Source organism: Paraburkholderia terricola, assembly GCF_900142195.1.
GTDB lineage: Bacteria > Pseudomonadota > Gammaproteobacteria > Burkholderiales > Burkholderiaceae > Paraburkholderia > Paraburkholderia terricola.
Genome location: NZ_FRAB01000028.1, coordinates 61,622 through 79,939, shown reverse-complemented (window position 1 = coordinate 79,939; position 18,318 = coordinate 61,622). Strand labels below are relative to the sequence as shown.

General features: G+C 59.5%; 14 protein-coding genes. 5 read left to right on the top strand and 9 right to left on the bottom strand.

What is annotated here, in order from left to right; genetic code table 11:
• Positions 1–80: 80 nt before the first annotated feature.
• The 5 genes from BUE39_RS22155 to BUE39_RS22135 form a co-directional block, all read right to left on the bottom strand.
• Positions 81–1,046 (bottom strand): nucleoside hydrolase, encoded by a 966-nt coding sequence (locus BUE39_RS22155; RefSeq protein ID WP_073430860.1) that lies wholly within the window; start codon positions 1,044–1,046, stop codon positions 81–83.
• On the bottom strand, positions 1,043–1,432 hold the full coding sequence (locus tag BUE39_RS22150) for a cytidine deaminase (protein WP_073430859.1): 390 nt from the start codon (positions 1,430–1,432) through the stop codon (positions 1,043–1,045). The genes BUE39_RS22155 and BUE39_RS22150 overlap by 4 nt, the downstream gene beginning before the upstream one ends.
• 15 nt (positions 1,433–1,447) lie before the next feature.
• Positions 1,448–2,725, bottom strand: a complete 1,278-nt coding sequence (locus tag BUE39_RS22145) for a NupC/NupG family nucleoside CNT transporter (RefSeq protein ID WP_073430858.1) — start codon at positions 2,723–2,725, stop codon at positions 1,448–1,450.
• Between the two features lie 97 nt (positions 2,726–2,822).
• Positions 2,823–3,197, bottom strand: coding sequence for a VOC family protein (locus BUE39_RS22140; protein ID WP_073430857.1), 375 nt, complete (start codon positions 3,195–3,197; stop codon positions 2,823–2,825).
• A 61-nt stretch (positions 3,198–3,258) separates the two neighbouring features.
• On the bottom strand, positions 3,259–4,002 hold the full coding sequence (locus BUE39_RS22135) for a hypothetical protein (protein ID WP_073430856.1): 744 nt from the start codon (positions 4,000–4,002) through the stop codon (positions 3,259–3,261).
• Between the two features lie 262 nt (positions 4,003–4,264).
• Here BUE39_RS22135 and BUE39_RS22130 point away from each other — a divergent pair, with 262 nt between their 5' ends.
• Both BUE39_RS22130 and BUE39_RS22125 read left to right on the top strand, forming a co-directional pair.
• Positions 4,265–4,957, top strand: a complete 693-nt coding sequence (locus BUE39_RS22130) for a phosphatase PAP2 family protein (protein ID WP_073430855.1) — start codon at positions 4,265–4,267, stop codon at positions 4,955–4,957.
• Between the two features lie 189 nt (positions 4,958–5,146).
• Entirely contained in the window at positions 5,147–6,787 is a 1,641-nt protein-coding gene (locus tag BUE39_RS22125) for a hypothetical protein (RefSeq protein WP_090518813.1), read from the top strand.
• 132 nt (positions 6,788–6,919) lie between these two features.
• On the opposite strand, the gene BUE39_RS22120 is transcribed toward BUE39_RS22125, so the two are convergent.
• Together BUE39_RS22120 and BUE39_RS22115 are read right to left on the bottom strand one after the other, a co-directional pair.
• Positions 6,920–7,552, bottom strand: a complete 633-nt coding sequence (locus BUE39_RS22120) for a LysE family translocator (protein ID WP_073430873.1) — start codon at positions 7,550–7,552, stop codon at positions 6,920–6,922.
• 203 nt (positions 7,553–7,755) lie between these two features.
• Positions 7,756–8,289 (bottom strand): GNAT family N-acetyltransferase, encoded by a 534-nt coding sequence (locus tag BUE39_RS22115; protein WP_073430853.1) that lies wholly within the window; start codon positions 8,287–8,289, stop codon positions 7,756–7,758.
• A 626-nt stretch (positions 8,290–8,915) separates the two neighbouring features.
• Between BUE39_RS22115 and BUE39_RS35215 the strand changes: the two genes are divergently transcribed.
• Both BUE39_RS35215 and BUE39_RS35590 read left to right on the top strand, forming a co-directional pair.
• A complete protein-coding gene (locus tag BUE39_RS35215) occupies positions 8,916–10,820 on the top strand; it encodes an NACHT domain-containing protein (protein WP_200799522.1) in 1,905 nt (634 codons plus the stop codon).
• Between the two features lie 122 nt (positions 10,821–10,942).
• Entirely contained in the window at positions 10,943–15,349 is a 4,407-nt protein-coding gene (locus tag BUE39_RS35590; RefSeq protein ID WP_235004924.1) for a hypothetical protein, read from the top strand.
• Between the two features lie 530 nt (positions 15,350–15,879).
• Here the strand turns inward: BUE39_RS35590 and gcvA are convergent.
• Complete coding sequence (gcvA, locus tag BUE39_RS22105) at positions 15,880–16,794, bottom strand: transcriptional regulator GcvA (protein WP_073430852.1); 915 nt, start codon at positions 16,792–16,794, stop codon at positions 15,880–15,882.
• 98 nt (positions 16,795–16,892) lie between these two features.
• On the opposite strand from gcvA, the gene BUE39_RS22100 reads away from it, so the two are divergent.
• Positions 16,893–17,735, top strand: coding sequence for a DMT family transporter (locus tag BUE39_RS22100; protein ID WP_073430851.1), 843 nt, complete (start codon positions 16,893–16,895; stop codon positions 17,733–17,735).
• A gap of 100 nt (positions 17,736–17,835) precedes the next feature.
• Here BUE39_RS22100 and BUE39_RS22095 read toward each other — a convergent pair whose 3' ends face one another.
• Positions 17,836–18,309, bottom strand: coding sequence for a VOC family protein (locus BUE39_RS22095; RefSeq protein WP_073430850.1), 474 nt, complete (start codon positions 18,307–18,309; stop codon positions 17,836–17,838).
• Between the last annotated feature and the right edge of the window lie 9 nt (positions 18,310–18,318).

Sequence of the window (18,318 nt, the reverse complement as noted above, 5' to 3'; positions counted from 1 at the left end):
GGTTTGCTGCAATGCAATGACGGCTGGCGTTGGCGTTTATGTCCTATCAATCGTTGGCGTCGTGCCATGCGATAGACCGGTTAAAGCGTGCCGCAGATCGTGTGTTCGTAAAGCGCGAGCATTCCCGCCGCGTCCACGTCCACGCAAACCTCGCACTCGGGGCGGCTGTCCCAATCCGGCGCGGGCACCGGCATAGTGGAAGGCTTCTGAATGGTGTGCCCCGCCGCGATGCCTTCCGTCAACACGCGCACGGGACCGCTGCGCGTCGTGTAGAGATGCGGCGCCAACAGATAGGCGACCGCGGACGAATCGTGCGTGTAGATTCCGGCGAGCCGCGCGCTTTGCTCGTGAAAAGTTTCGTAATGACGCGACACGTCCCACACGAACTGCCCCGCCGCGCCGCCACGATCGCGCAGCGAAGCCAGATAATCGCGGCTCATGATCGTGCGCTGCGTGACGTCGAGCCCGACGATCGCCACCGGCCACGGCGCGCCGAAAACGATGTCGGCGGCATCCGGGTCGCCGAGAATATTGGCTTCCGCCGCGGGCGTGACGTTGCCGAACACCCCGTCCGTGCCGAACGCGCCGCCCATGATCACCACCTGCTTGACGAGCGAGGCGATTCCCGGATCGTCGGCGAGCGCCAATGCAAGATTGGTCAGCGGGCCGACCGCGATCAGCGTGACTTCGCCGGGATGCGCGCGCACCATGTCGATAATGAAGCGATGTGCGGGGCGCGTGTCGAGCGCCGCCTCCCCGCCGGTTTCAAGCGCGATGTTGCCGAGCCCGTTGTCGCCGTGAATCCATGCGAGCGGTTCGGGCGCGAGGCACTTGAGCGGCGCCGCCGCGCCTTGCGCGACCGGCACGCCCGGCGCAAACCGTCCGGCGAGAAAACGGACATTGTGCGTGGTCGTTTCGATCGTGGCGTTGCCGAACACGCTCGTCAACCCGAGCAATTCAATGTCCGGATGTAGCGCCTGAAAAACGAGCGCCATTGCATCGTCCACGCCCGGATCGGTGTCGTAGATGACCTTGTGCTGGCTCATAGATAGAACGCGTCCGGCAGTTGTTCGCGCGCGGTGGTGTCGCGTGTGACGCCGCGCAGATTGCCGAGGCGAATCGGCAACTCGGGTCCGCCGAGTTCGATGATCACCTGGCGGCACGCGCCGCATGGCGCGATGGGGCCCTCCGTATCGCCGATCACGGCGAGCGCGGCGAACTGGTTGCGTTGATAACCGGCGGCGATCGCGCTGAAAAACGCGGTACGTTCAGCGCAATTGCACAAACCGTAAGACGCGTTCTCGACGTTGCAACCGTCGAATATCTTGCCGTCTTTTGTCAGCAGCGCGGCGCCGACCTTGAATTTCGAATAAGGCGCATAAGCCTTGTCGCGCGCGACGCCCGCGCGTTCCAGCAGTTGTTCCATGTTCATGCAGCGATCCTCGATTCAATTGAGCGTAACGAACATGCCCGCGATCGTCGCGCTCATCAGGTTCGAGAGCGTCGCGGCGAGCACGACACGCAGGCCGTAGCGCGCGACTTCAGCGCGGCGTCCCGGCGCGACGGCGCTAAAACCGCCGGTCAACACCGCGATCGACGAAAAGTTCGCGAAGCCGCACAACGCAAACGACAGAATAGCAATGGTACGCGGATCGAGCGCTTGCAGACCGGCCGCGCTCACGCTTGCGGCGTCCTTCAGATACGGCGAGAGCGACGCATACGCGACGAACTCGTTGAGAATGACCTTCTGCCCGAGAAAATTACCCGCAACGGCCGCTTCGTTCCAGGGCACGCCGATCAGATACGCGAGCGGCGCGAACACCGTGCCGAGCACCGCTTGCATCGACAGTTGCGGATGGCCGAACCAGCCGCCGATGCCGCTCACCACGCCGTTCAGCAACGCGATCAAGCCGACGAATGCGATCAGCATCGCGCCGACCATCACCGCGATTTTCAGGCCCACGGTCGCGCCGGAACTCGCGGCTTCGATCACGTTGGCGGGACGTTTTTCATCGAAGTGGAGGTTGTCGAGCTGCACGCGGCTCGGTTCCGTCGTCGGGTGAATGATCTTGGCGAACAGCAGGCCGCCCGGCACCGCCATGAACGACGCGGCCAGCAGATACTCGATCCGCACGCCGAGGCCCGCGTAACCCGCGAGCACCGAGCCGGCAACGGCCGCCATGCCGCTCGACATCACCGCGAACAGTTCGGCGCCGGTCATGTCGCGCGCGAACGGCTTGACCACCGCGGGCATTTCGCTTTGGCCGAGAAAGATCGTGGTGACGGCGGAGAACGATTCGAGCTTCGACACGCCGAGCAGCTTCTGGAACAGCGTGCCGAGTACGATCACGATCCAGCGCATCACGCCGAGGTAATACAGCACGGAGATCAACGCGGTAACGAAGATGATGGCCGGCAGCACGCGCACGGCGAATACGAAACCGCCGTCGCCGAATACCTGAAACATCTTCGATTGCACGAGCCCGCCGAACAGGAACTCGATGCCCGCATTGCCGTAGCCGAGTACATGATTGACGCCGGAGGCCGCGGCCGCGAGGATGGTCTTGCCGAGCGGCACGAAGAGAATGAATGCGCCGATTCCGATCTGCACCAGCAGTGCGCTGATTACAGTCCGTAAGCGAATGGCGCGTCGGTTGGTCGAGCAGAGGTAGGCGATGAAAAGAAGTACGGCGATACCGAGGATGTTTCGTGCGATGAGTGCCATTGTCTCGTGGTGTTTCTTGTGAAAGTGGCAGTGATGCTAAACGAAACTTGGCATGGAGAAAAAAGATTGATTGGGGGTGGCTTTCTATTTGGCGGGCCTAGGCTTCGGCTTGGTGGCAAACCACTTCGATGTTATGCCCGTCCGGACCAATGACAAACGCTGCATAGTAGTTGGCGTGGTAGTGCGGGCGCAGACCAGGCGCACCGTTGTCGATGCCACCCGCCTCCAGAGCCGCGCGATAGAAAGCCTCGACTTGCTGGCGATTCTCGGCCGTAAAGGCCAGGTGAAGATGCGCCGGCTTCTCCTCAGTCTGGTACAGGCACAACGAAGCGTCACCCTGAGAGCTAAGCTCGACACCGTACGTCGGCGTCCCCTCCGAGACAATCGCTACGCCAAGCGGTTCGAGTGCCTTGAGGAAGAACGTTTTGCTTGCTGCATAGTCGCTGACTCCGAATTTGACGTGATCGAACATGGGCTTTCTTTCTTAGGGTGAGTGGGTTGTGTTGCGGAGAGCGCTTTGTGGCGATCTACTTTCAACGGTCGAACTTTATTGTAGATCCCTGCGCATAGAATTCGTGGAAGGCGTCGATCGGGGCCGAGACGGCCAGGGGGTGCAGCGGAAAACATCGTGCAAGGTCGTCCGCGCTGGTCTGATCGTAAAGCCGGTGAACGAACAAACTCGCAGCGTCTTTTCTGACCCCGCCGTGACGATTCAAAAACTGCCCCCACAGCGGCATGTTGCGGAATCTGTTTGTAGCCACTGTCGCTTCGGCAATGTAAGACTCGGGAAACAATCGTCTATACGCGGTCAAGTTGTAGAGCCATGAAACGCCTGCTACCTGCTTGACAGTTTCCCGTTGCGCGCGGACGTGGTGCACGAGCGAAGCTAGCTCGGAGAGCCGTGACGGCATGCGTTCCCCGCTCAATGGCCCCTGTAAATGCCCGTCCGCGTTATGGAAGTGAAGGCGGATTTGACCCGGCTCGCCCAACGCATACGAGAAACAACCAAACGTCTTGATAGTCGACGCCGGCTGGACATGATGCGGGCGACTACGATAGAAGTGATAAGTCCAATCGCCCGGATCGACCTTCTCTCTCAGTCCGGCGAGGTAAGCCGACCAGATGGGATGGTCGCGATCGAACCTCCGATCGGCAACAAACCGCACGTAGAGATTCGTGTAGTCAAGAAGGGCTTCCTCCAGCGGCATGCCCCTCAACTCCGCGACGCTTCGCGCGAAATGGAGTTGAAGATCAAAAAATTCCTTGGCGTAGGTCATGCTAATTGCGTCGCGTCAAATGGCTCTATGCCGATTGCGATAATCGCACGTTCAACGAGCAGCGTCGATATGGCCTTGCTCGGCGGTTATTCGGCTTGCATCGGTGTGTTCACGAGATCATTTTCTTACGATCATTCGTCATAGTAGCGAATGCATCGATTGCAACGCCACAACACCAGAGGTAGTCTGGGTTACCCAGTGACGGCCGCCGGTTCCCCGCGCCATCGTCCTGCTCGCGCTGCTCCATACTGCCGACAAGAACATGAACAACTTTGATGCGGTCATCGAGACGTGGCTTACCAGGCCGAGCTTCGGCCTTCTGGTTAACCATGCAATAAAAGCCGTCGCCGATCTGTATATGTTCAAGGGTCTCGTGCTCATACCCATTTTGTGGTGGATATGGTTTCGACCCGGCGAGCATCGCGAGCGGCAACGCGAAATGGTCATTGCGACGATCATGAGCGGTCTGTTGGCGCTCGCCGTGGGAAGGCTTCTCGCTGATCTGTTGCCATTCCGGGTACGTCCTATCCAGAACCCCGACCTTCATCTGCACTTTCCATTCGCCGCGCAACAGGACGCCATGCTGACGGCGTGGAGTTCGTTTCCGAGCGATCACGCCATGCTGTGGATGTCCGTCGCGACCGGCATTTTCATTGTCTGGCGCGGAATCGGCGTGCTGGCGCTCCTGTACACCGCCATCTTCATTTGCCTTCCGCGCGCTTATCTCGGCTATCACTATCCGACCGATATCCTCGCGGGCGCCGCCATCGGCATCGCGATTACCTATGTCATGACGCGGCGCTCCGTTAGAGCGCGTTACGCGACTCAATCGTTGCGATGGATCGAACGCCATCCCGGCCCGTCCGCGATGCTGGCATTTATCCTCTGTCTCGAACTGGTCACCCAGTTCGACGAACTGCGCAAGTTCGTGAGCTCCGCTTCCAGGTTTCTGTGACTCCTTTTTCATTGGCTCGGCTCCGTCGGTCATAACATCCTCGCGCGACCGGCGCGGCGCTCCCCTGCGAGCCGGACGTCCGCAAGCACCGCTCGGTTCGCTCCCCCGCATAGTGTTTCGCCGCGACCGCCCTATCCCGCGCGCCCGTTGCCCGCAATATCGCCACTACGCGACATTGCCGGTGTGACCATGTTCAATTCCCGAATCCAGAATCCGTCGTCTACTCCGCTGCCGGTGTCGGGCACCGCGCCCGAATCGCCGAACCGCGCGACCGGTTCGAAGGCGTCGCCATCCCGCCGCGCGTCGTCGTCGGACGCGGCGCTGGAACCGCTCGCGCACGCGCCCGTCAGGACGGCCGCCGGCGGACACGCGCAGCGCGGCGAGGCGCTCGCAAGGCTCAGGCAGTTGGGGACCGCCGCGCCCTCGCCGCTCCCCGTCAATCCGTGGAATATGCTGCTGCACGGGCTGAAATCCGGCGACGCCGCGGCGGCTTACGCGGGCGCGCTGGCGGGCGCCGAATCGCCAGGCCCGCTGCCCGCCGCGCATCCGACCGTTCTGCGCGAGCTTCAGGCGCTGCGCCGTTCTCCCGCCTGGCAGGACGTGTCGGCGCGGATTCAGTCGCACGAAGGTTTCGAGCATCTCAGCCTGCGCGGCGTCGCCCGGATGATCGACATCGCGAAGCCGTTCGGCACGTCCCGATCATGGGCGCGCGAGGCGACGACCAAGGGCGTGTTCGATGCCGCGTTCGCTGGCGCCATCTTCGGCAGCGCGGAACACTACGCGTCCGCAATCGACGCGGATCCCGAATTGAGCCAGTTGCGCGCGACGCCGCCGTCGCAGTGGAACGCGCGGCAGCGTGAGCAGGCGATCAACGCATTCGGCCGGCACGTCAACGACGCGTTCGGCATCCGCAGCAAGGTCCGCTACGCGGGCGAGCAGTCGGTCGCCGATGAAGGCTCGCTGATGAAAACCTACGACCGCAGTGCGCGCGTCGACGTGTTCGATCCCGCGTTTCGCCAAGGCTTCCTGACGCTGGCCGAAGGCGTGTTTCACGAAGCCGTCCACGTTCGGCAGCACACGCAAAACTTCGACGCCGATACGCTGCAACTGCTCAAGCTGTCGCCCGAGCCCAAGACGCGCTATGAAGCCACGGTCGGACTGATCGAAAGCATGGCTTACCGGTCGGGGCTGATCGCCGCGCTGAGCGTGATCCGGCGCGCGAACACCGGCTCCTTCCTGGGTCATGTCGCGTCGGGACTCGAGGCCGCGCCGCAGGACCCGTGGGTGCTTCTGCGCACCGAACTCGCGGCCCGGACGGGACACGACCTGCACGGACTCGTTGCGATGCACGACGGCCGCATCACGACGCGCGGCGATGCGGCGAGCGTGCTGCAAGCTATTCACGAAGTCTGTTCGCAAGGTCAGCATGCCAACCACGGCCGGCTCATCGCAAAGGCGCTGTGGGGTGCATGGCCCGACGCGGCGAAGATGCTGGGCGAGGACCACCGTGACGCCAACGTGCTGAAGGATTTCGAACGCACGCTGGACGCCGCGTGCGGGGGCCGTTTGCATGTTTCGGGTTTGCAGTTGCTCGCCAAGCACGGAATCTCGGAGCCGCTCATCCGCCCCGCTCATGAGAAAGGCACCTTGGGCGCGGGCCTGAAGCTGGTCGCGCGGGCGTCCACGCCGCTGGAAATGCTGCGAATCCGGCACGCCCTGCAATACGCGCTCGGCGAGGCGGGCGGCGCTCACTCCTATGCGGAGGAGCTTGGCCTGCCGCCGCGCGCGGCGGATACGGCGCGGCCTGGTTTGTCGCGTGCGCCGGTTTAGCTGATCTCTTACTGGCCGACGTCTACGCAGACCCTCGACCGATCGCCATTCGCTGCGAATGTAAAAAGCAGAAACCGACCCGCTTCGGCCATTCAAATCCCGAATTTCATGGTCCGCTTCCGGGCAAACCCGCTAAGCCGCGTGACGTCGGTACAGTGCCAGAGACCCCGCGAGGGCAACCAGCGCAGCACCACAAGAACGTTCGAGCCATAGTGCGCCCGACTCCTTTAGCAGGCGAATTGCCCGTGCGCCGAGCAGTGAATAGCCGAACATGATCGAGCAATCCAGCATCGCGAACGTTATAGCGAGTGCCAGGTACTGCGGCGCAAGTGGGGCGGACGGCGCTATAAACTGGGGCAGAAATGCGGAGAAGAACAGATATCCTTTCGGGTTCGTGACTGCGGTCAGGAAACTCTTGAGGAAAATCGCCGAGTTGCTGTCGCGGCTTACTTCGCCCTGCATGCTCGCGACGCTCAACGAACCCTTTGACATCAACAGCTTGATGCCAATGTACGCCAGGTAGGCCACGCCCACCCATTTGACGACGTTAAACCAGAATGCCGACGCTGCCAGCAACGCACCAAGGCCAAGCGCCACGGCGAAAATCAACACGAAGTCGGATGCGATTGCGCCAGCGAACCCATACGCGGCACGGCGAAGACCATAGCGCGAGCCATTGGTCAACGCCAGCAGAACTGTCGGTCCGGGAGTTACGATACCTACAAAGGCTACAGCGGCAAAAATTAGCAATGTACTTTCACTCATGATGGCCTTCTCCGTTGTGAGTGAATGGGATATGTCAAATAGCCACCCAGTATAGATCCGCATTCTCACCTGCAAGTCACACATGGCCCCGGTCGCCCTTGCTAGCGTGGAAATGCCATGCAGCTTTTCGCAAGCGGACGTTCACGCGATAATCGGCAACGGCGGCTCGTGGCCGACGGATGTCAGTTGGAAGACTGAACCGCTTATATCTCGCTCGTAACTGGCTGCCGAGGAATTCGGAAAACGACGGACTTGTACTTTGGCGTCACCTGGCTTCCCACGATCACGCCGCCTAACGATTCGGCGATGCGCCGGCTGGGGCGGTTCTCTTCGGCAACCGGATAGGTAAAGCTTTCACAGCCAATGGTTCGCGTTGCCCAACGTGCAATCAGAGTGACGGCTTCGCAACCGAAGCCATTTCGATGACCATCTTCACGAATCCAGATGCCGAGTTCCGGACTCTCAGTACGTACGCGGTGAAGTCCGGCCAAACCAAGGAAACTCCCGTCAGCGCGTTGCCGTATCGCGAATACATAGTCCGACCCGTCGTCTATCGACGGTATCCACGACCGCCAAACACCATCGAAGTCATGCCGTGATGCTGGCGGCTCCCACGCCATGTGGCGAGTGAGCGAAGGGGTGATGCATGCGAACGTGGCATCTGCGTCGTCGGCCGAGAACGGTTTGATCAAGAGCCGGGTTGATTCAATCTGGATTTCTGTCGGCCGCAGCGACATCTTAAGTTTTCCGTGGAAGTTGTTTGTATTCTCCAATTGTCGACGAATCAGAAACGTGTGTCGAACGTCTCTTCATGACCTGCGGGTCGCCTCATGCAATAGGCATGCGCAGTTTAAACTGCGCATGCCTGCGATCGGCAGCATGCGACCTGCCCATTGCCGTCGTTCGCGACGAGTGCATGTCAATGACGGCTTTCGAGGTACAACAGCCTTGATCCGACATTCGAAAGCGCCGGCAATTCGGCCTTAGCCGACGGTCGCCGGTCTGCCGATGTGCGGCATCTGCTCTTCACTTCGCCGACATTCGCAAACAGGTGCCAACGAAAGTTGGCCCCGTTAGGGACGAGTGAGTCTTTCCCGGACCCGAAGCGGACCGAAAGCAAGAGGTTTACGTATCTGAGAATTCCCTGCAAGGCCGGGCGGGCAGAGGAAGATAGCGTGCCACCCCGTCGGGAGATGGAGCACACCTCCGGCTTGGGACGGGCACGTTCCCTCGCCTAGACTCGTTACGCCATCGGGTCTCTCGGCGGGTGGCGCGATGGCGTTAGGGGGCACCCTCGGCTTATATATAATTGGTGAAATCCCAAAAGTAAGCGCCGCTGAGAAAAAGAGCACAAGTAAGAAAAATGCCGAATATTGACGCAGACATCGATAACGTTCGCGCATCTCGCGCCGGCCACACATTCCACGAGCGGTGGGCCGCCAGGCGAGCGCTGCAGTTGGTCTTCCCGAATGACAATCTATTTGCGATCGCCGTAGAGGGGATTTCATCGACCGAGACTGCGAGCCCCGGAGCTCGGGCCGAAGAGATAGCTGACCTCATCCTCTATTATGGCCGCGGAGACAATTTTCAGACCTGCGAGCGGCTCGAGACCGTTCAATTCAAATACAAGCTTCGCGAAGAGGCTGTCACAGCAGCTTATCTAAAAAAGACGGTCGAGAAGTTCTCCGACACGATCCTCGGCTACGAAAAGGAGTTTTCAGCAGCCGACGTCGACAACAAGGTGTCGTTCATCTTCGTCACGAATTCTGAATTCACGGACAGTCTTTGGGACGCGATACAGTCCCTCATCGAGGGAACGACGCCTTTAGCTCCCGGCTCAGCCACTCAGGCTCGCAACATCAAGAAGTGGTGTGCCGATCGCGGCCTATCTGACGCAAGCCGCCTCTTCTCGAGGATAGTATTTCGAGCCGGAGAGAAGAGCCTTGCCGGTCAAGACAATGCGCTCAGGAGAACACTAACCGACTGGTCTGCCGGCGCGGATTCAGAGGCCAGGCTCCGGCTTCACGGGCTTCAGGATCTCGTCCTGAAGAAGGCGGGCCCAAGCGGTCAGGGCAAGAACCTGATCCGCCGCGAAGATGTCTTGGATGCCCTCGATTGCGAGCCAGAGGATCTTTTTCCGGCCGACACCCGCTTCATCGACGTGGGTGCCGTCGTTGAGCGAGCTGAAATTTCGAAAGTCGGGGATTTGGTCAAGGCGTCGAATCTACCCGTCCTCGTCCACGCCGAGGGTGGGGTGGGCAAAACCGTGTTTATCCAAAGCCTCGCTGAGAGGATGGCGAACGAATTTGAGGTCGTCGTTTTTGACTGCTTCGGTGGTGGCTCATACCGCTCGGACAATCATTCTCGGCACCTCCCGAGAATTGGGCTGGTGCAGATCGTCAACGAGCTGTCATCGCGGACACTATGTGACCCGATGCTGCCAGGCGGCGATGACAATCGCAAAATTATCAAAGCGGCGCGTAGACGACTTGCACAAGCTGCGGCCGCGATCCGAACTCAATCGAAAAAGCTTGATTTGCTTATCATTGTCGATGCTGCGGATAACGCCCAGCTCGAAGCCGATTACCGCCACGAAACAGCATTTCCAAAGCTTCTTCTCTCAGCTATCGATGAAGATCCGATCGATGGCGTGATGTTGCTGCTTACGGCGCGCACGCACCGCAAAGACAAGGTTATTGGTCGCGCCACAGTGAATGAAATCGAGCTAGGACCATTCACCGATTCGGAGGCACGTGAATTTCTGAAAGATCGCAAGCCAAGTGCTTCCGGCATGGAGATCGCTACCGCCTTAGCGCGCTCTGGTCGGAACGCGCGTGTACTCGACTACCTTGTTCAGACCTGGGACACAAATGTCCTCGGCAAAACTTCGGCTACCCCTATCACTGTCCGCGAAATCATCGCTCAGCGTTGCACCAAGATTGTCTCGGATCTTCATGTTGCAGGATGGCCGGATTCAGAGGTAACCGAGTTCTTCGTCGCGCTGTCACTCCTTCCTCCGCCGATTCCGCTAGAGGAACTGGCAAACGCGCTCGGGTGGTCTGCGGCTCAGGTGAATACTGCAGCATCGGATTTGGCTCCAATGCTCGAGATCACGTCGCACGGTGCGATTTTCAGAGACGAGCCCACGGAGACATATGTTCGGGAGACATACTCTGATCGACCAATGGCTCAAAGTGCCATTGCCGACCGCCTTTTGTCTTCGCAGGCAACATCAACCTATGCCGCCGAAGCACTGCCACACTTCTAGTCGTTATCAAAGATAGCGATCGAGCATTCGCGCTCGCCGATTCAACCGGCTTCCCAACAACGGTTCAGTCGGAGTTCGGCCGCCGTAGGCTAACGCTTGCACGACTTCGTGCGGCCTTTCGATTGGCGGTATCAGAAGATGACTTCGATCGGGTGCTTGCCCTCAGCATGCGGCTATCTCAGGCCGCGACAGGCAACATGCGAGGAGACGAGTTTATTCGAGGCTGGCCTGCTCTGGCGATCGTACTCGGTGACGCTGACTCCTATCGCCGCCTTGTCTCGGACCGCTCAGGGTGGCGCGGTGCTAGAAGTGCGCGACTGACGGTCGCACATCGATTTGCAGGGGATGCCGAAGAAGCACAAATTCAGTGCGAGAGCACAGTTCGGTGGATCAACTGGCATACAACGCAGCCGCATGACGAGATACATCGCGACCGCGCCGGTCCTGGGGTTGACGACTATGCAGCGGTGCTATTCCAACATGCCGCCGAAGGCGAGTTCAGCATCGTCGATCGCAATCTCGCTCGCTGGAGTGATCGCTTCTCGCTGTCCGCCAGTTGTGAACTTTTGAAATTGCTAGCGCTGTTTGACCAAGCAAACGGCACAGCGGCGCTCTTGGATTTGGTGTCGTTTGCGGTAAGCGACCACTGCGCATCTCAAGCGCTCAAGCTGCGGCTTCTCTCGTATTCTCGCTATCTCAGTAAAAAGCAGGTGAAGGTGCTCGCGAAGGCGATTGCTAAGCCCGCACCCGACGAAGACGATGAGGATGAAAGCTTCTCCTCCGACGCCGAGCGTGGGAGTAACGATGCCATCGAGTTGGCGGCATTGACAACGCTCTTCCACAGCTCGCGAGCTGCCGCCGCCGCGATCATTCGCCGTGTGCCACGTACCCGTCCGTCGGCTTATGACTACGGCGAGCGTTACGGTCCCTCGAGAGCTTGGTCTCCAATCCTCCGAGCCTGTATTCGCGCCTGGTCTGCTGGAAGGCCGGTTGCCTATCGTGACTTACTCCCGGACGGAATAAAGCTTACCAAGCAGGCAAAGGCTGTCACGACTCAGGCAGCGCTGGTGACGTTTCTGAAGGAACTCCGCGAACCGGCGTCCGGCGGCAATGCCAAGGGTGGAGGCAAAAAGCAACTCAGGGCGAAATTCAACGACCGAGAACGTAAGGACATCAGCGAAGGCATCGAGCTTGCGCGCAAGCTAACCAAGCCAATCGAAGATGCTGTCCTCTCTGGTAATCCTCTCTCAGATGCGAGTGTCACCGACTTCGTAAATGTCTGGAGCAGACATTTGCGCGAGGGCGTGCACTGGAGAGCTGAAAGCGCAGCGGATTCGCTAGTCCGTACCGCTGGGCTCGGTTGTGCCTGCATTGTGCTGAACCACGCGTCCAATATCTCGGCCGACCAGGCCAAGACATTGATTGGTCTGATTTCCGCCGGACGATTCTTCGTTCCAGAGAAGATCGAAGTGTTGGCGCTGCTTGTTAAGCGACCGGTCCTCCATGAGCTTGCGGGCGAATTCGCACGCCACGTCGCGGAACAAATCCGTCAGGATGACAATATCGGAGGACGCGGCGACTCCTACGTAAAACTCGCTGCTTCTCTTGTGCCCATGAGTATCGATGAGGCCCGTGAGTATTATCGGCAAGGTCTGGCCGAGCTGGACCAGATAGGTGGAGAAAGCTACGAGCAGATCTACTCACTGCTTCATTTTGCAAGCGCTCAGCAAGGTGGTTTTTTAAGACCCGCACTGGCACAACGGCTAATGAACCTTTGCCAAACCATCGTGCGAAACGAACCAAGAAAGTTCGGATGGACGTTGTTCGCGCATGCCGCAGCCAACTCCATTGGTTTTCCGGCAATAGCCAAGCTCGTGCGTTGGTATGACCAAGACGTTGCAGACCTGTCCTACGGATTGCCGCAGCTTGCATGCTTTCTGGCAAAGAATGGAAATCTCGATCCACGCCGTACCGCCTTTGTTCTCACAATTTGTGAGGAGCACGGCTGGTGGGACTGGCGTACCGGCGATGGGGTCGCCGACTTGCTGAAAATGTCCCGGCCTGCGGACCAGAGGCGGATCTTCTTGGCGATCATCACAAAACTGCGCGCTGAGTACCCGTTCGGTGCTTGGCCGTCTCTTTGGGAAGGCTTCCTGGAGACGACGGGTAATCTGTACCCAAACGCAATCACCACCGAAGAGCGGGAGGAGATCGAACGGCTCAGGGCAGAGGCTAAGCGCAAGCAGGATGAGTCTAACAGTCGCAATAACTCGTCGCCGGCCTTCCTGACTACTCAAACCCTAAAGCCAAGCAAAGAGGATATTGACAGCGCCATCGCCGCGTTGGTCTCGGCCTGCGATCTGGTCTCAGCAACTTCGATTGACGAAAGTCTGAAGGCCATCGCTGCAGACAATAATCTTCGCTACTCTGCTCGACAGCAATTTATCGCCGGATTGCGTGCTGCGTGCCCGTACCCCGAGCGTTTGAACTTTTTGTCCGCGATCTGCTCCGCGTCCCAGCTGAGCCTCACTCAATCATTGGAAATCCTAGCCGAGTGTTTCGCTGATTGGAACAATTCATCCACGCACCTAATCTCCAAGGCGAAAACGCTGGTTGAGCGACTGTTTGAGTGCAAGAGCGCCGAACTGTTCGAAGGTCAATTTTCCAGTATTGCGCGCGATATCCGCCGACTGTCGGATCTCTGCAATGACAAGGCCTTCGTGCTACAGCTCGTCCTCCGCAAGGTCGCAGAGGATGAAGTCGAACTCGACGGTGATGAGTGGCTTCAACTGGCCACCGTGTTATGCGATGTAACCTCAGGACGAGCCGGTCTCGACGCGTTGGAGTTGCTACTTTCCGGTCCGGCCGCTCGCATCGCCGACGAGATCGGAGAGGGACCATTCCGCCCTGAACAGGAAATCGCGGGAAACGACGCGGAGTTGATTTCAGACGTCACGTGGCACCTCCTTGGCGAGGACGATGCCTATGTCCGCTGGTCGGTCGCGAGGGGACTGAAGACGCTTGTCGAGTTGGGGCTCAACGACGACCTAGCGCTATTGCTTGACCGTTTCGATCAAACAGAAGTCGCGACCCTAGCGTCGGCGGATAAGAAGCTTTCTTTCCAAAATTCCCGGCAGTGGTTGCTGATGGGGTTGGCGCGAGCCGCTTTGCACCATGGACAAGCCATGGGTGCCCTTCGGCCCAAGCTGCTTGCTCTCTCCGGACGAGACGACCTGCACGTCATAGAAAAAATCCATATCGCTAGATGTCTGGGTCACATTAGCAACGGGGAACGGCGCGACGCAGAGTTGGAGGCGTTGCTTGATGAGATCAACCGGCCTCAGTGCGGCATTGTCATCAGCGACGTCTACCCGAGTGCGGCGAAACCGACATCGGATTTTCGCTTCGATTATGAGTTTGCAAAAATCGAGATCAGCACCCTGGCTCATCTGTTCAATGTCGCACAGGCAACGGTCGAAGACGCAATTGCGGCAGAGATTACGCGCCGATGGCCCGATGCCACCTCGCTAGATTATTTTCCCGGCCGTGAGCGGTACCAGCGGGACCAGAGCGACCGGTACGAAACCTATCGGGAGCATATTCAAAGACACGCATTGCTTAGCGCTGCCAGTAGACTGTCAAAGACACTGCCCGTGGTCGTTCGGAGCTACGAGACCCGAGGCGACTCACCTTGGCTGAAGTGGCGTGATCGCTACGACCTCACGTTCGATGATGGTTCGTGGTTGTCCGACCGGAAGGATTCCGTCCCTCGGCAGGCGAAAGAAGGTCTGTTAGGTGAGAGAATCGGCCAGCAGGAAACGCTACAGGATCAAAATGAAGTGCTGCGGAAATTGGGCTTTGTGGAGACCGCCGCTGATGCACTGCTTCCGCTATATGGATGCTGGTCATCGCCTGACGGCGTGAATGTACGGATCACGTCGGCGCTGACGGAGCGAAAGGGTTCCATAGGTCGCTGTATGGCATTCGCCAAGCGGCCCAGCCATGAGCTTTGGTTACCGGAGTTTTGGGACGAGGGGTACTACGACCACCGCTATCGCCAAGAGAGCCCTTTCGCTCCATTGGTGTGGGCTCCGGAGACCCGCAGTCTCGGTATAGATGTGGGTGACGAGATCGCGGCGAAGGGGCCGGGTGGGCGACCGCGTCTTGGGATCACCCTGACGAAGAGCCTAGAGTTGGCGAATGAGCCAAACTGCGATGATTGGCGTGAGACAGATGGACGTCTCGCTCTGAGAAGCCAGGTTTGGGGTAGCTGGAGGCCCGATCCCGATCACAGCGGACATCGCCATCAGGATGATGGCGCGATTCTATGGGCTTCGCCCGATTGGCTTGACGCAACATTGTCCGCCCTCGACCGGCGACTTGTTTTCACGGTGACGCTGTGGAAGTACCGCTCGTCGCGTGACTACGACCCCTCAAGCGGCGTCAAATCCGTTCTTGCTGGGCTAAGAACTGATAACAGGAGGTTTAGGCTTTGGCAAGCAAAGAAGACTACGAAGCAAGACTATTGAAGCAATCGAATTGAGCCGCCCCCCCTGCGTGTGAACTTCAAAACCGTTGAGTTGACCGAGATCATAGATGAAAGGTATCTCATTGAGTTTGCCGTATCCATTTGAGCTCAAACCGTCATGCGTCTGAGTTAATAGGAGCGGCTGTTCGGGGTCGGGTGCCGTCCTCTGACAGGGCGTAAGGCTGTCACTCGAACTGACATGCAGTCCAACGATCGCAGAGTCGCCCCTTGGCCGAGGATCGGACCAATGACCGCAATGGCCGACGACATGCCTCACATCGCTGGCGGTCGAACGGCTGTTCATGGCGCGAAGCGGCCGCACGAACGTCCATCTGGCAGCCAACGCCTCACGGCAGATCCCCGCCCTTCATCGATCGACGGCAAGCGACCCGAGGGCTCCGATCACCTCCGTATCACCTATCAGCAAACCGCCGACGAGTCAGCCGTGCGTCGAATCAAACCACCAACCAAAACCCCACCCCCGCACCCGCCCCATTCGCAATTGCCCCGCGCCAACAGCACTCCGCGACCTCACCCCCGAGGACCCGTCTCCGCTAATGAACCCATCCCCTCACGCTCGAGCCACGATCGAAACAGCACGACTAGTTCATCGCCGGACTTCCCATCCGGGACATAAGTGCAATAGCTTCGAGACGGCAGACGAGGACCGGAGAACGGCGTGACAAGCCGGCCAGCCGCGAGATCGTCGGATACCAGCGCAGTCGGTCCCATCGCAACGCCTATCCCCTCGATGGCGGCCTGCAAGGTCAGATAGAAGTGATCGCAGGTCAGCGTGGCCGCCGGCCGCAGTTCAGGAATCCCCGCCCGCGTCAGCCAGTCCGGCCAGAGTCGCGGCAGACTCGACGTGTGCAGCAACGTATGCTGCCGCATATCGTCCGGCACCCGAAGCGGCAGTCGATGCAAGAGCGCCGGACTACAAACCGGCAGCCTTTCCTCAGCGAGGAAGAGTCGCATCGAGTAGCCATAGAACGTGTCCGGGCCGCCCCGGATGACGATGTCAAAGGTCTCGGCCAGGCTCTCCACCGACTCGTTCGACGTCTCCACTTTGACATCCACATCGGGATACGCCGCGCGGAATTGCGCCAGTCTCGGCACCAGCCAGCGCAACGTAAATGTCGCAGGCGCATTCACCGACAGTGTCCGCGAGACGGTTTCCGGAAAACCATATCTTGCGGTTGCCTGCGAAAGCTGCTCGAACAGAGGACCGATTTCCGCGAGGTAGGCCTTTGCCGCCGGCGTCAGCAACACGCGCCGGTTGTGCCGTTCGAATAACGATGCGCCCAGCCACGCCTCGAGCAGCCGCACGTGCTGGCTCACCGCACCATGCGTGACGTGCAATTCCGCAGCGGCTTCCTTGAAGCTGCCGAGCCGGCCAGCGGCCTCGAAGGCGCGCAGTGCGTTGAGTGGAGGCAATGCCCGCTTCATTCGAAATAGTTTCTCTAACTCGAAAGCGCAATTTATCTGGTTTGCCGGTCGGCAACAAGATAGATATTCTTCTTGCAACACAGCTTCCGGAACCCCGCATGCTCAGTTACACCAGCGGTCTCGTCCTTCTCGCCGCGCTGCTCCACGCGAGCTGGAATGCGATGCTGCATGGCAACGAAGACCGGTTCCTGTCCATGACATGGATGAGCATCGCCATCGCAGCGGTCTCCACGCTGGTGATCCTGTTCACGCCATTGCCGGCCAGCGCGGCCTGGCCGTACATCGTCGCATCGGGGATCGTGCATATCGTCTACAACGTGACACTCGTGCGGTCGTACCGCCGCAACGACCTGGCACAAGCGTATCCGATCGCGCGCGGCTCATCGCCGCTGCTCGTTACGCTCGGCGCGGCGCTCTTCGCGCACGAGGTGATTCGCCCCTCGCAGGTACTTGGCATCTTGATGATATCGGGCGGCATCATCGCGATCGCGCTGGAGCGGTTTCATGTATCGCGAGCAGGTTTGCGGGCCGCGCTGACCACCGGCGCGACGATCGCCGTCTACACCGTGATCGACAGCATCGGCGTGCGCTTGTCCGGTGGCGAGGCGCTCGCCTACACCGCATGGATGTTCCTGTTCTATTGGCTGATGCCGCTACTGTTCGTCGCGCTGCGTGGGGTCACGGCGCTGTGGCCGCCGGTACGGTCCGCGCCAGTGTCGATCGGCTCATCGCTCGTCGGCGGCCTGGTGTCCATCGCGGCGTACGGCATCGTGATATGGGCGCTGCAGTCGGGCGCGACGGGAACGGTATCGGCGTTGCGCGAGACCAGCGTGGTATTCGCGGTGCTGATCGGGCGAGTGTTTTTACGTGAAGCGGTAAGTGCAAAGCGCTGGATCGCTTGCATGATCGTCGCGGCCGGGGCGGTTTGTCTCGGGCTTTGACATGAGCTCAAGCGGGGCATCCGTGTCGAGCGCACGAACCATCACGATCGCTCGACACTGACAAGGAATTTGCAAACACGTAGGAGATGAAACGTCGCCCCTAACCTGTCGTTCCCGCATACGCGGCTTTCAGCGCCGCAACGTCGAACTTCACCATGGTCAACATGACGTCGGCAACACGCTTCGCCTTGACCGGATCGGGATCAGCCATCATCTGAATGAGATCGTTAGGCACGATCTGCCACGAAACGCCGAAGCGGTCTTTCAGCCAGCCGCACTCCTCGGGCGCACCGCCGCCCTCTAGAAGCGCGTTCCAATAGCGATCGAGTTCCGCCTGATCGTTGCAGTTGACCATAAGCGATATCGCGTGATTGAACGGGTCGAGTCGCCCGGCGCTCATGGCGATAAAAGGCTGCCCGAAGAGAACGAACTCGACAACCTTCGTCGAGCCGGCGCTCGGCACCCCGGTGACTCGAACGACGCGCGAATCCGGAAAGATATTCGCATAGAAAGCAGCGGCCTCCTCGGCTTCGTTGGCGTACCAGAGAAAAGGCGTGATCTTCTGAATTGTCATCGCAAATCT

Excerpts from the sequence above, each read along its gene's own strand:
- BUE39_RS22155 (WP_073430860.1), bottom strand. The coding sequence starts at position 1,046 with ATGAGCCAGCACAAGGTCATCTACGACACCGATCCGGGCGTGGACGAT.
- BUE39_RS22150 (WP_073430859.1), bottom strand. The coding sequence starts at position 1,432 with ATGAACATGGAACAACTGCTGGAACGCGCGGGCGTCGCGCGCGACAAG.
- BUE39_RS22145 (WP_073430858.1), bottom strand. The coding sequence starts at position 2,725 with ATGGCACTCATCGCACGAAACATCCTCGGTATCGCCGTACTTCTTTTC.
- BUE39_RS22140 (WP_073430857.1), bottom strand. The coding sequence starts at position 3,197 with ATGTTCGATCACGTCAAATTCGGAGTCAGCGACTATGCAGCAAGCAAA.
- BUE39_RS22135 (WP_073430856.1), bottom strand. The coding sequence starts at position 4,002 with ATGACCTACGCCAAGGAATTTTTTGATCTTCAACTCCATTTCGCGCGA.
- BUE39_RS22130 (WP_073430855.1), top strand. The coding sequence starts at position 4,265 with ATGAACAACTTTGATGCGGTCATCGAGACGTGGCTTACCAGGCCGAGC.
- BUE39_RS22125 (WP_090518813.1), top strand. The coding sequence starts at position 5,147 with ATGTTCAATTCCCGAATCCAGAATCCGTCGTCTACTCCGCTGCCGGTG.
- BUE39_RS22120 (WP_073430873.1), bottom strand. The coding sequence starts at position 7,552 with ATGAGTGAAAGTACATTGCTAATTTTTGCCGCTGTAGCCTTTGTAGGT.
- BUE39_RS22115 (WP_073430853.1), bottom strand. The coding sequence starts at position 8,289 with ATGTCGCTGCGGCCGACAGAAATCCAGATTGAATCAACCCGGCTCTTG.
- BUE39_RS35215 (WP_200799522.1), top strand. The coding sequence starts at position 8,916 with ATGCCGAATATTGACGCAGACATCGATAACGTTCGCGCATCTCGCGCC.
- gcvA (WP_073430852.1), bottom strand. The coding sequence starts at position 16,794 with ATGAAGCGGGCATTGCCTCCACTCAACGCACTGCGCGCCTTCGAGGCC.
- BUE39_RS22100 (WP_073430851.1), top strand. The coding sequence starts at position 16,893 with ATGCTCAGTTACACCAGCGGTCTCGTCCTTCTCGCCGCGCTGCTCCAC.
- BUE39_RS22095 (WP_073430850.1), bottom strand. The coding sequence starts at position 18,309 with ATGACAATTCAGAAGATCACGCCTTTTCTCTGGTACGCCAACGAAGCC.